8 protein-coding genes are annotated in these 13,918 nt (G+C 35.5%); 1 reads left to right on the forward strand and 7 read right to left on the reverse strand.

The window, feature by feature from the left end; genetic code table 11:
• Positions 1-2: 2 nt before the first annotated feature.
• The 3 genes from M2R48_RS13895 to M2R48_RS13905 form a co-directional block, all read right to left on the reverse strand.
• Positions 3-851 (reverse strand): TauD/TfdA dioxygenase family protein, encoded by an 849-nt coding sequence (locus M2R48_RS13895; RefSeq protein ID WP_034611521.1) that lies wholly within the window; start codon positions 849-851, stop codon positions 3-5.
• A gap of 11 nt (positions 852-862) precedes the next feature.
• Positions 863-1,849 carry a quinone oxidoreductase family protein gene (locus M2R48_RS13900; RefSeq protein ID WP_262086484.1) on the reverse strand — a complete coding sequence of 329 codons (987 nt, stop codon included), beginning with the start codon at positions 1,847-1,849 and terminating at the stop codon, positions 863-865.
• A gap of 222 nt (positions 1,850-2,071) precedes the next feature.
• Positions 2,072-3,415 carry a putative bifunctional diguanylate cyclase/phosphodiesterase gene (locus M2R48_RS13905; protein ID WP_262086485.1) on the reverse strand — a complete coding sequence of 448 codons (1,344 nt, stop codon included), beginning with the start codon at positions 3,413-3,415 and terminating at the stop codon, positions 2,072-2,074.
• A gap of 988 nt (positions 3,416-4,403) precedes the next feature.
• Between M2R48_RS13905 and M2R48_RS13910 the strand changes: the two genes are divergently transcribed.
• A complete protein-coding gene (locus M2R48_RS13910; protein WP_262086486.1) occupies positions 4,404-6,587 on the forward strand; it encodes a solute carrier family 23 protein in 2,184 nt (727 codons plus the stop codon).
• 292 nt (positions 6,588-6,879) lie between these two features.
• Here the strand turns inward: M2R48_RS13910 and M2R48_RS13915 are convergent, their stop codons facing one another.
• From M2R48_RS13915 to M2R48_RS13930, 4 genes are all read right to left on the reverse strand, one after another.
• Positions 6,880-7,848, reverse strand: coding sequence for an esterase/lipase family protein (locus tag M2R48_RS13915; RefSeq protein WP_004822959.1), 969 nt, complete (start codon positions 7,846-7,848; stop codon positions 6,880-6,882).
• Positions 7,849-8,611: 763 nt separating this feature from the next.
• Positions 8,612-8,890, reverse strand: a complete 279-nt coding sequence (locus tag M2R48_RS13920) for a hypothetical protein (RefSeq protein WP_262086487.1) — start codon at positions 8,888-8,890, stop codon at positions 8,612-8,614.
• Positions 8,891-9,041: 151 nt separating this feature from the next.
• Positions 9,042-9,641: a recombinase family protein gene (locus M2R48_RS13925; RefSeq protein WP_262086488.1), complete on the reverse strand. Its 600-nt coding sequence runs from the start codon at positions 9,639-9,641 to the stop codon at positions 9,042-9,044.
• A gap of 662 nt (positions 9,642-10,303) precedes the next feature.
• Positions 10,304-13,918, reverse strand: a 3,615-nt coding sequence (locus M2R48_RS13930; RefSeq protein ID WP_262086489.1) for a beta strand repeat-containing protein, incomplete at its 5' end; no start/stop codon positions are given.

Raw genomic sequence — 13,918 nt, forward strand, 5'->3', positions numbered from 1 at the left:
GTTTAATAAGTTGCATCACCAATAATGCCTGCCCGTTCCATTTTTCGATGACATGGTGGATAGTCCATTACGGCATAATGTTGTGTACTGCGGTTGTCCCAAATTGCGATACTATTCGGTTTCCAACTCCAACGAACTTGGTACTCAGGAATATAAGCTTGGGTAATTAAATAACGTAGTAAATCGGTTGCACCGGGGTTGGCATCTTGTCCAAAACGGACGTGTTCTTTGGTATGGTAATTACTAAAATGAGTGGTAAAGGCGTTGACATAAAGAATCTTCTCACCTGTCTCAGGATGCGTACGCACCACAGGATGTTCTGCATCGGGGAACTGTTCTTTTAATGCCAAACGTTTTTCAATCGGCATCATTGCGCCAAAACTGGCTTCAATACTGTGATAGGCGCGTAAATTTGCAATTTTTGTTTTGATTTCTACGGGTAGGTTTTCATAGGCCATCACCATATTGGTCCACATGGTATCTCCACCCACTGTCGGACATTCAATACAACGTAGTACACAACCCATTGGCGGAACTTTGCGCCAGCTTGCATCGCTGTGCCAAGCATTTTCATAACGATCAATTGGACTCTCTGGGCTTTTATAAATTTGTACCAGCCCAGGATGCTCTGGATGACTTCCAACGGCAGGATGGCTTTCTAGTTGTCCAAAGCGCTCAGCAAATGCTACATGTTCAGCTCGGCTTAGGTTTTGATCTCTTAAAAATAAAACCCGATGCTTTAACAAATTCTGACGAATTTCAGTAAATAGCCCATCATCGTCAATGGCATCTGCCAGATTGACGCCCAATAATTCTGCACCGATATTGCAACTTAATTGTTCAACTTGCATAAGACATCCCTTCAAATGACAAAAATTGATGATCCCGTGGTTTTACGTGCTTCTAGATCACGGTGAGCTTGAACTGCATCCTTGAGTTCATAGCGTTGATTGATTTCAATTTTGATGCGCCCATGTCGGACATGATCAAATAGCTCATTGGCAAGTTCTTGTTTTTCTATAGGATCAGCAATGAAATCTGCCAGTGCTGGACGGGTCATATAAAGAGAACCTTTCATCGCCAACAAGACGGGATTAAATTCTGGAATGGCACCTGAAGCAGTCCCTACACAAACCAATAAGCCACGGCGTTTTAACGAATCAAGCGATGCCATAAACGTATCTTTACCAACACTATCAAAGACCACATTTACACCAACCCCATCGGTTAATTCTCGTACTCGTTCGGCAACATTTTCATAACTATAATTAATGACATAGTCACAGCCATGTGCACGGGCAATTTGCGCTTTTTCTTCTGAAGAGGTTGTACCAATCACAGTTAAACCGAGTAACTTTGCCCATTGAGAAACAATCAAGCCCACACCACCAGCGGCGGCATGTAATAAAATGCTGTCCCCTTTTTTAAAGTCATAAATACGACGCATTAAATAAGCCGAGGTTAAACCCCGCATGGTCATTGCTGCGGCTGTTTCACAAGAGATTTCTTCAGGTAATTTGATTAATACATCAGCCGAGATTAAACGTGCAGTGCTATAAGCACCTAAAGTATTTAAAAAACCGGTATAAGTGACTCGATCACCCACTTGAATATGATCTACACCCTCACCCACGGCTTCGACTACACCAGACGCTTCTACGCCCATACCGTTTGGCAGCGGAATTTTATATGTGCCATCGCGAAAATAAGTGTCAGCATAATTTAATCCAACTGCCACATGACGCAGACGCACTTGCCCTGCCACTGGTTCAGCAACGTCGATGTCTTCATATTGCAAAACTTCTGGTGAACCTGTTTCATAAAATCGTATTGCTTTATTCAATGCCATTTGCCTATCCATGCCGTATTTTTATCAATATTTAAAAATCATGATTAAAACTACAACACAGCAGATGCAGCTCACTTTACATAAGACGACACTGACTTAGCATTTTACGACATGCTTGTAGTTAAAATTGTAAGCTAGTTTAGTAAGGCTCTGTTTTTGAATTATTTTATGGAGTTGAATATTTTTTATGGTTTATCTTGAGTGGATTTTTTATCCCAAATTTTAATGATTTTTCTCAGCTACTTTGCTCATAAAATCTGTTAAAGGCATTGGACATCCCCATAGGTAGCCTTGAAATTCAGTACAACCATTTTCTTGAAAGCGATTAAATTGCTCAGCGGTCTCAATCCCCTCTGCTAAAACACGCAGGTTTAAATCAAGGCCTATTTTAACAATCCCATATACCAATTTATTACACCGTTCATCATCTAAAGCCGCTTGCACAAAACTCTGATCAATTTTGATTTGGCTAATCGGCATTTTCTGCAAATAGCTTAATGATGAATAACCTGTACCAAAATCATCTAAAGCAAGCTGAATACCATTTTTATCCAGAAAGCCCATTTTTTCTATAACACTTTCAATATTATTTAACGCAACCCTTTCAGTTATTTCTAATATGAGTTGGGATGGAAGCACTGCATTTCTCTCCACCATAGAGGTCACGATTTGCTCAAAATTCTCTTGCATAAAATGATCAGCACTTATATTGACTGAAAGTGTAAGATCTTTTGTAGATTCATTTTTACGCCAGTCTTGTAATACCTTGCTTGCTTGAATCAGTATCCAATCTCCAATTTTAGGCATTAATTCCAAAGTTTCCGCTACAGGAATAAAATCTTTTGCTGGGATATAACCAAGTGTCGGGTGACGCCAGCGTAACAAAATTTCAGCGCCTATAATTTTTTCACAAGAATTTACTTGAGGTTGATAAAAAAGTTCAAACTGCTGTTTTGAAAGTGCCAAGCGGAGATCCTGCACCAGCTTATTTTCTATCTGCAATTCCAATTGCATCACAAAAATTGAGATACAAATCATTAAAGTGGCAACGGATATTGCAATCCAACCACCATAAGCTCGAATGCTTTCAGCTAAAGGTATTGCTCCATCTAAAGTAAACGCACTCCCGCTAAAAAAGATAAAAGCGGCAATGGATAAGATAATTAAAATCAGTTGTAACGCATTGGGATCTCTTCGATAATTCAAATATCCCAATATAGCTCCTGCTGGAAGAAATAAATGCGCAACTCTGGGGTGATCTATTGTAGCCACATCAAATATTAAGCAAAAAACCACAGGAAAAACAAAGAGGACAATTTGTGAAACCAATATGCCCGCTGAAATTCGATGTATATAAATCAAAAATAAACTGAAGATCGACATTGCTGTAAAAAAAATATCAATACAAACAATGAACCACATCTCAGCAAAGCTAAAATATATTGTCCAAAATAGGCAAAATGCGATACAGATAACAATGTTTGCTTTAGCTGCAATCGTTATTTGTTGGTTTTTTATGGCGTTGAAATGTTTGTTTTGGTTTTTTAAATAGGATAAAACGACCATAAATACCCCCATTACAAATATTTATTGATCAAGTATCCGCATTGTTTTTATACACAATTTCAGAATCACATCAATAAACACTAAGCTATTAAAAATACTTATAATTTATAAATATCTGACTTGTTAATATGCTTGATTAGCTTTAAAAAAACGAATGTCGTCTTCAATTTAGTCCCTTAAATAATTATCCATCTAGTAATCCATCCATTTATATTTTTTGACATTTATAGCGCAAAATTTTTCAAAATCAACGTTGCGAATAATATTAAAAATAGTCGTGAAGGTAAAAAGTATTTTTTTAATGAAATTGTATCAGCTCCTGCACTCTACTAAGCGAGTTGTACTCAATAGACCCTTTTAGTTGAAAGCCATCTGAAATACAAATGAAATATAACATGTTTTTTCACATGATATAGCACCAACAGATGAGTAGATAAAGTAAATATCTCTACAAGCATTGTGTAGTTAAAACACCACAATACTCATTTTTACTCACTCAAATAAACAACTAAATTCACGTGAAAAAACATATTTTCTAAAATATTTCACAAACCCTACAAAATCCAATATAAAAACAATAAAAGTTTTACATCTGAATAAATTTTTTCAAAAAGATATCACAACTCACAAGTAAAACTTACCTATTAGAAAACAAATACATCGCCATTCCTTATTGCTCAAGCCATAAGTTATACAGACTTCATCAGCACTTTTTAGCCCAAAACCTAAAAATCAAATTAAAATTAACGTATTAAAATACTTATAATTTAATCAAATTGCTCGAATAAATATTTAAGAATTTCTTTAATATTCAGAAAAATTTATCATTTGTAAAGCTAATATAGAGTTTCTTTCATAATCTGTTGTCATTTGGTCTTTATTAAAGTTTACGGACACATTCTCATCTAACTTAGGCAAGTTTGGTGTACAGCATGAAATAGGCTGTATCCAGATGCATATCAAACTTATAAATTTGCCGAGAATATTTATGCAACAGGAATTAGTTCCCAGAAGAAAGTTTTATACAAATGATTTGCTCTCAGGTTTGGTTGTTTTTTTAGTTGCTCTACCGCTCTGTTTAGGTATAGCCAGTGCCTCAGGTGCACCCTTGATTTCCGGTATTATTGCGGGTGTCATTGGTGGAATCGTTATCGGTTATTTGAGTGGTTCTCATATCAGTGTATCAGGTCCCGCTGCTGGGCTTACCGCTATTGTTTTAACGCAACTGGATAAACTTGAAGGCAACTACCAAGCTTTTTTATTTTGTTTAGTTTTAGCCGGCCTCATCCAATTATTTTTCGGGTTATTTCGGTTGGGAACCTATTCAAATTTTATCCCAACCAATGTGATTATGGGGCTTCTTGTTGCCATCGGGTTAATCTTGATTATCAATCAACTTCCTCTGCTCTTTGGGATTAAAACCGAAATTCTTCAACAACGTTGGTCTGAAGGGACAGGCCTATTACAGCATCTTGATTATGGTGCGGCAATCATTGGTATCTCTAGTGTATTCATTATTTTATTGTGGGATAAAACACCTTTAAAGAAAATGGTTGTACCCTCTGCACTTATTGCGGTTATTTTTGCTGGACTCTTAAACTATTTTTTTATCAGTACCAATTCCAGCCTCGCGGTCAGCACTGAACATCTGGTTAATCTTCCCAATATCTTTTCAGGTGTTGAATCAATTATCAGCTTTCCTGATTTCACTCAATGGAATAATCCTATTATTTATACAGGCGCTATCACACTGGCGATCGTCGCCTCGCTTGAAACCCTATTAAATCTAGAAGCCGCGGACAAAATGGATCCGCAAAAGCGCGCCTCTCCGCCAAACAAAGAATTGGTTGCTCAGGGTATCGGAAATACCATGTCTGGTTTAATTGGAGGTATGCCGATTACCTCAGTAATTGTTCGAAGTTCAGTCAATGCAGCAAGTGGTGCAAAGACTAAATTTTCTGCAATTTTTCACGGTATTTTATTGATTATTGCGGTTTTATTCCTGACACCATTAATCAATGTTGTTCCATTATCTTCCCTTGCCGCTATTTTAATTTTAACTGGCGTAAAATTAGCCAACCCTTCACTTTTTAAACGGATCTATGGTCAAGGATGGAAGCAATTTTTACCCTTCATTGTAACAGTTGTTGCAATTATCGCGACGGATCTACTTATCGGTATTATGTTAGGGCTGTTGATTAGCTTTATCATTGTATTAAAAAACAATTTATTCCGTGGTGTTCGTATCATCCACGAAGCACATTTGCATGGAAATATTACCCGTATTGAACTGGCACCCAATATTAGCTTTTTAAATCGTTCCGCATTAGTTTCTGCCTTAGAGAAAATAGTCAGTGGTGATACTGTAGTGATCGATGCGTCGAATACCTATTATATTGATCCTGATGTATATCAAGTGATTAAAGATTTTAGGGATGAAACAGCTGCAGAAAATGGCATCGATGTAAAACTAATTGGCTTTAAAATACATTATCCTGAAATTAAAGAAGAAGAACTGGATATTGACGTCAGTACTCAGGAAATTCAGCGACAACTTACGCCTGCACAAGTGTTTCAGCTACTCAAAGAGGGCAATCAGCGGTTCGTTAACCATGAACGGATTTATCATAATATTGCTCGTCAAATTCAAGTCACTGCACAATCTGGACAGCATCCATTTGCAGCCGTTCTAGGCTGTATGGATTCACGTGCACCAACAGAACGGATTTTTGATGTTGGTATTGGTGACTTATTTAGTCTACGCATTGCTGGAAATATTGCGGGCGAAAAAGTATTGGGTTCTCTAGAGTTCGCCTGTAAGAGCAAGGGTTCCAAATTAATTTTAGTATTGGGCCATACAGATTGTGGTGCAGTGACAGCAGCTTGTCAGATGTATGAACAAAAAATGGATATCACTCAACTCAACGAAACCCCACATGTACAATATTTTCTTAAACCGATTATGCAGGCGGCAGAAAACGTACATAAAGAAATGACTGATTACCAACTCACCAGTAATTTCATTCAGGCGGTGACCATTGCAAATGTACAAAATAATATTGCCTATATCTTAAGAAATAGCCCAGTACTGAAAAAGATGGTTGAAGAAGGTGAAATTGGCATTGCAGGTGGTATTTATGATGTAAAAACAGGAAAGGTGGATTTTTTATAAAGTCTATATCTACATGATTTCGTTATGATCTGTATAAGGATATCAGCATAAAACTGGTCTTAAAGACAAGTGTAATGATCGACATGGATGTCATCTTCCCCTTTTACAAAGATCTCTAATAAATCTTTATCAGCTTTCTATTCATAGATAAAAAAATCTAAATTTTTAGAAAAGATTAAACCTAAAGCCAATCATTGTGTTCTAAACAAAAGAAGCCTGAATATTCAGACTCCCTCATGATGCGCTGAGTGTTAGTTTTGAAATATTTGGGTCTATTGCTTTTAATATTGCCTTATAACCCTTCAAGTTTTAGACGATTAACCTGTTGACGATAAAGTGACACAGGATCTGGTCCAAACCATGCTTTTAACCCTAAAATCTGATTAATTTCATCTAGGTGTGTTTGATTATAGTCGTCTCTAATCACTTGTCCGAAATGTGCATTGCAACGGTTAACCAAACCATCATTGTCATTATTTTTATAAGATCTCGGTGCCATGGTGGAAATGGCAACGTCAATGACATCAAGTAGATTGGTTGCTTGAGCTTTACCTGTCCACGAGTAATGATAAACCCCATTACTGGTAATCTTCTGACCATTGCCACAATCAGATGGGATTGCTGCAGTTGGGAATCTTGCATTGAATTCTGCAGAACCCTTTTCACTTAATGATTTCAATGAGCGATCTAGACTAATCGGTAAGTCAGGATTACCTTGTAGAAGTAATTCCACTGGAGCAACGATATACTGTCCTAGGACTGTAAATAAAAATTTCTCACTAGGATTATCCAACATATCATCTCCCACTTTGGACCCTTTAAACGTTCCAGCAACAGCAGTGAGAGAGGCGACTTTCTCAGGTGCAATGGCTTCAATATAACGAATGGTCGGTCCACCATGACTATGACCAATCAGATTAACTTTTGACTTTCCTGAGAGTGCCAAAACTTCATCTACTTGTTGTAGCAACTGCTCGCCACGAACTTCGGTGGATTCTAGTGGAGAAACCTGTGTCGCATAAACCGTCGCACCATTCCGTGCCAAATCGGGAAGCACCTGATAAAAATAATCCATCCCAAAAGCTGTCGGACCGAGTCGAGTAAAACCAAACATCCCATGATTAAATACAACTGGGTATTTAGTTTTTGCATAATCAGAAGCCACATAGTTGCTGCTAACGCTCTGTAAACCAGAAGCAAAAACTGGCATAGCCAATGTGGCCAAAGCCACAATACTAGCGGTGAGTAAAGTCTGTTTCATATATTTCCCTGCTATGTTGATTTCTTTTCTTTAGAAATCAGCATAATTCACGTTATAAATCCTCTATAACCATGCATTTTTTGTTTTTTTGCATAGTGCTCCTCATAAATAAAGCTGTCATCTAAAAGCCTTATTTACTCAATCCTATTTACCCTCCTTGGTCATGGATATATTCAAAGTTCTACAGGCACATTTATTCTGGTTGATTGCATAAATGAAGTGACTGCATTTGTTTGGTTAAATCACGCAGCGTCCTTATATCTTGTAGTTTTGGCAGTTGTTGAATTTCTTCTTTTCGGCCTTTCTAAAAGCACATTAAATTATTTTTCCAGTTTTTTGCTTGTTCAATAGCTGAATGACTTTCATGATCTATCACGTTTATTCACTTAACTGTGTAAATTTTGTAAGTCGCTTACTTGTCTAATTAGATCGCTAGCCTCTTCACCTAGAAGGAATAGGTTTGTAGTGGTCTTAAATTAAAAGAAGCTCATTGATAATATTTAAAATATTCCTCAATCATATTACGGGGCGTTGATGACTTTGTTGTTTTGGATATGAAAAGAACGAAAAGTAACTCATCAGTTCATTTTACCAAGAGAAAGATTTTTCAAGTGATATCCGGCTACGAAACCTAATTCGAGTCAATACTAAATTAAAGTAATAAATATAATGATAAAATCAACTATTAAAGATAACGCTATAGAATAAAATTATAAAAATCAAAGATTTTATAACCACATCTTAACATTAAAAACTATTCAATTCATCGAGCACCACACAAACAAGTCCAAAACATATTATAAATAAATTTAACAGGTGCATTTTTTGGATATATATTATTTTTATGGACGCGATATAGCCCAAAATCACAAGAAATATACACCATATCATTATCTTTAAATAATACATGACCTGGAATATATTTAAGATAAAATCCGCCTATATCCTCAAAAATTTTAAAATCAACCTTATCAAAAACTTCAATCATATCAACATTCACTGAGATATATCCATTACAATAATTGCATTTCCATTTTTCCATAACGGCACCAAATTAAAACTTAAAAAAACATGTGAATTTAATAAAACACATGTTTTAAAAAATCCATAAAAATAAAATACTTAAAAACTAACAATAAACAATATAAAAGAATAGGCTCCAACTATATAGTCTTAAACTTTAAGATATAATTCTATTTAGCATTAAAGTTGGAAAATTTTTCTGTTTCTTTATTTAATAATCGTTGAATTACAGTCCTTGTAACAGAATATTCCTTTGCTAAAGAGTATACACTAAAACCCTTTTTAAATTTTTCAACTACTTCTCTCTTTTGATCATTATTTAAAATTTCAGGTCGCCCTACTCTTTTTACTGCATCACTTTTCAGATTGCTTTTTTTATTTCTTTTAAAATTCATTTCAAAATTTGCTCCCATTTTTATAAAATGAAAAAAAATTCTTTTAATATCTCCCTTTATTTCATTTCTAGAGTAATCCAAGCATATTAATATAATTTTCCTAGATTCAATTATATTTATAAATTCAGATATCTCTACAAAATTCGCCCCCAAACTATCAAGTCCTTTTATTATTAATATATTATCTTCCTCCAAGCTATAATTAACTAAATTTACAATTTTATCTCTATAAAAAATTGGTGTATCTACAGCAACTTCCTCCCATATTAAGCGATTTTTTTGAATATGATAACCATACTTATTAAAAAAACTATAATATTCGTTTAAATCTTCTTTAAAGCCTGGCTCAACACGTAAATAAGCATATATTCTCATAAGGACACCCCTGTCATAAAAGTTAACTACTTCTCATTTTACATAGTTTTTATATTCTATAAATATGTATAAAAAAAATTAATATTAATCATTATATTAAACACATTATTAAACATATGCTTGTTTTTAATCATAAAAAAAATAAGATAAATTAATTTTAAAAAACATATATTTATAAAAAAAATTAAAGAAAATATTTTTTGTATCTAAAGCATTAAAAAATATATTTCACTTAAAAATCACTCTTTATTCATATTAAACTTTACTAAAATAAAATTTTATGAAAATTAAACTCCATGAATCTACAATTTATGAAGCACTATCAAACCCCTTACTTTTCAATCAAAAAAAACACAAGAATAAATAAAAATAAAATCAATACAAATAGCACTATAAAATTCAAACCCTATATTTTATCAAAAATTGAATAAATATCACGTCAATGTGTAAAAAAGAGCTTTATCTTACTAAAAACAAAAATATCCATATCTGTATTACATATTAAAACATTAACCATTTATTAATAATTATAATTTTCTACAACACATTATAAAAATATAAAACAGATAAAACCTGCATTAACGTAAAATATGGTTATTAAAACCACTCCATTATGAATAAAAAAATGACGCCTAGGCGTCATTTTTTTGAATAAAATACTTTTAACCAATTATTATTTGGTGATTTGCAAGTAACGTTTCCAAATCAGTATGAACATTATTTAGAGTTACTAATGGCGTGTAATTTGTACCACCAACCAAACCATCACGGTCTATACTCACTACAGTATTATTGCCAACTTGAGTTACACTAAGATAATTTGCAATAGTATCTCCTGCATCTATTGTTGCTATACCATTAATATAATGAGCAGCTCCATCTGTATCAGCAGTATAGCCAACCAATAAGTCCTTAATGTCAATAATATCAGCGTTAGGTGTAGCCTCAACAGTACCCACTTTAAAGCCATTCACAATATCTGAACCATTACCACCAGTTGCATCAGCGCTATTGAGTAACTTGTACATTAAGGTATCTTGTCCACCACTCCCTAAATTAAAGATATCATTGCCACCACGACCATTGAAATAATTGTTGAGCGCATTACCAGTCAGTACATCATTACCAGACCCACCTGCAATTCCTTCAATATTTTTAAAAGTTGCAGTACCAAATCCGGTGTTCTGAGCCGATGTATTCGATAAATCCACAACAATTGCTGTACTACCTGCAAGTTTATAATCAACAATATCTAAACCGCCTGTATTACTCCACGATTTAACACCAGAAATGGTTGTTGTACCGCCAGCACCGTTATAGATATCATTTCCTAATGTCGCAAAGAATGTATCGTTATAACCTGTACCAACAATCCCATTAGTCTTATTGGCATTTGCTACATTATTACTAGCTTCAGTAGTCAATACATAGGCATTATTTGATTCTGTTGCTTTTAATCCAGCCCAAGCCGCATTTACAATTTCAACAGTATTAGTGCCAACTGTAGCTACACCGCCTACATCAGCCGCAGCATTATTTTTCTGACGTAAAATCACTGCACTATATGATTTTGATGCATCTAAATTATAGAAGTCAACAATTGCTGTACTGTCATTCGTTTGGTTACCTGATTGAGCATTGATGATTTGCGTAGAAACGACTAAACCTGTGGACTCATCGATCAATTGGACAGTATTGCCATATAGAGAATTAATCCCTTCTTCATCAAGTATTCTTAAATGAATACTTGTTCCATAAGCGACATTGTTTTTATTCTCTATATAAGTTGTTTGCCCATTTACAGTAAAGGCCAACAAATCACGGTCACCATCCCAGTCAATATCAACAGCAATTGCGCCAGTAACTGGTCCACTATTTGTTCCAGTTGTACTACTGGTCCCAATCGTCGTTTTACCAATTTGTGTTAATAAATTATTGGTCGTAAAACTCACAACCCCACCAGAACTGGTATTGGTATACAAGTTAATTGGTCCAGTATTAGCTGCATTTGTTACACCGCCACTATTACCCATACCAGGTAATTCAATGATATCCATTTTACCATCGTGATTCCAATCTAATGCTATAGAGGCACCACCAGCGAGATTATCAGTAAAGACATATTTACCTGCAGCAGTAGGATTACCAATTCCATCATTATTTGGATCACTAAATATCAGCTTACCGGTACCATCATTGAAATAAATACGACTTGCATATTCACCTGCATTATTAGCACTACCTGAAGCAGCAGTATCACTTTCACTACCTCGACCTAAGAATAGATCCATGAAACCATCACCGTTGAAATCGGCCCATGTCATGGCAACACCATTACCAATACCTGGATCATCATCTGTACCACGTTGAAATACATTTTCAACAATCTGATCGACGTTCCAAGCATCAGTATTGGTTCCTTTGGCAATTACTAGACGTGCTTGGTTAGTGCTAAGTGCGCCAGTTGCACTAATTCTAGAACCATCAGCAACAATGTTTTGACTATGCATTACAAAATCAATAATACCATCATTATTAATGTCTACTCCTGAAAGCTCCATATCTGACTGGGATTGATCAGGTCCAATAGGCTGATGAGTACTATTAGCAGAATAGTCTGTTGCAAAATTACCATCCTTCGACATTCCAAAAACAGTTCCATCATTATTTAAAACAATTTGAGAACCATACCCACCTCTAATAGCACTATCATTTGGTGTTTGATCACCAATAATCATATCGACTAAACCATCACCATTTTTGTCAATTGCCATGATACCGCCATACCAACTCCATGTGTTGGCACTACCATCAGTATTTGCATCCCCTGCGAAGCCCCCTGTTTGAGGGGCATTAGTAAACGCACCTACTTGATACGCTGTATAAGTAGTTCCGTTATAGTAGAACATTTGTTGACCATCATCATATCTATTATCAACCGCAAATAGATCCATTAAACCATCACGATTGAAATCAATGAATGTAGCATTTTGAACATAATTTTGCGTGTTGTAGCCTGTCCCACCATTATTACTTACTAAAGAAGTGCTAGCAAAACTTCCTAATGTTGAAGAAGATGTTCCATTTGCATCTAGCATTGTTTGATTCGTATGAATACGCCAACTACCATCTTGACCAATGGTTACAGCTGTTGCTTTTTGGTCAGGATCACCTCCGCCTGCACCAACTGTCACCACAGGTGTAGCAGCGACGATCAGTTCATTTGTCGTATCATCTTGAGTAATTACTCCAGTTGAGTTCTTCAATACAGCTGAAACATTATAAGTGCCAATATTCAAGGCATCAGCATTAGGGACTTGCACATACCAAGTGTTATTTAATGGATCAATAACAACAGCACCTGTTTGAGATGAGTAAGTCTTACCATTTACGGTTACTTCAAGGTATTCACCTGGTAAGATTTTAAAACCTGTTGATCCACTAATAATAGGTGTAGTGTCTAAGGTGTTTTGAGTATTAATATTTACTGTTAAATCCACATTAATCAAAAAGTTATTACTTTGTGAACCAAGATTTCCAGCAGTGTCTACTACTCGTGCATAATAGGTATATGATTGACCATCACTTAGATTAGAACTGACCTCATAAGTCCATGCTGTTCCAACTGTATTTGCATATCCTAGGAAACTTGTATTTCCACCATTCACCTGATAAACAGCAATTTGCTCACCAGCTCCCAATGTAGAATTTACGGTACCATTTAATACAGGAGTACGATCATCTGTTGTTGAACCACTGTTAAAGTTACCTGTAATTCCACCAACATCATCGGTATAGTTTGTGATTGTTACCAACTGAGTCGGTGCAGTTATATCAATCACAATTGCCTGACTATCTGTACTTCCAACGTTACCTGCTGCATCAATGACACGTGCTTGATAAGTAAAATTGCTACTATGGACAACAGCATCAACTAAACTCCATGTTGTACCTGTTGTAATTGCATCAACCCACGTAATACCGCCATCACTTGATACTTGTACTTTTTCTCCAGCACTCAAAACGCTAGTTAACGTACCGCTGACAGTTAAAGTCGTATCACTAGTTTCAAAGTCAGTACTTGATATACCTGTATCTGTACTAATTGCAGTGATATCTACCACTGATGTAGGTGGAGTGGTATCAATCACTATTGCTTGACTATCTGTACTTCCAATATTACCTGCTGCATCAATAACACGTGCTTGATAAGTAAAATTGCTACTATGAACAACAGCATCAACTAAACTCCATGTTGTACCTGTTGTAATTGCATC

Source organism: Acinetobacter sp. I-MWF, assembly GCF_025433935.1.
In the GTDB taxonomy this organism is placed as follows: Bacteria; Pseudomonadota; Gammaproteobacteria; order Pseudomonadales; family Moraxellaceae; genus Acinetobacter; species Acinetobacter guillouiae.

What these genes read in the sequence shown, in the direction of transcription:
- M2R48_RS13915 (WP_004822959.1), bottom strand. Translation starts at nt 7,848, where the DNA reads ATGAAACAGACTTTACTCACCGCTAGTATTGTGGCTTTGGCCACATTG.
- M2R48_RS13920 (WP_262086487.1), bottom strand. Translation starts at nt 8,890, where the DNA reads ATGGAAAAATGGAAATGCAATTATTGTAATGGATATATCTCAGTGAAT.
- M2R48_RS13910 (WP_262086486.1), top strand. Translation starts at nt 4,404, where the DNA reads ATGCAACAGGAATTAGTTCCCAGAAGAAAGTTTTATACAAATGATTTG.
- M2R48_RS13895 (WP_034611521.1), bottom strand. Translation starts at nt 851, where the DNA reads ATGCAAGTTGAACAATTAAGTTGCAATATCGGTGCAGAATTATTGGGC.
- M2R48_RS13905 (WP_262086485.1), bottom strand. Translation starts at nt 3,415, where the DNA reads ATGGTCGTTTTATCCTATTTAAAAAACCAAAACAAACATTTCAACGCC.
- M2R48_RS13900 (WP_262086484.1), bottom strand. Translation starts at nt 1,849, where the DNA reads ATGGCATTGAATAAAGCAATACGATTTTATGAAACAGGTTCACCAGAA.
- M2R48_RS13925 (WP_262086488.1), bottom strand. Translation starts at nt 9,641, where the DNA reads ATGAGAATATATGCTTATTTACGTGTTGAGCCAGGCTTTAAAGAAGAT.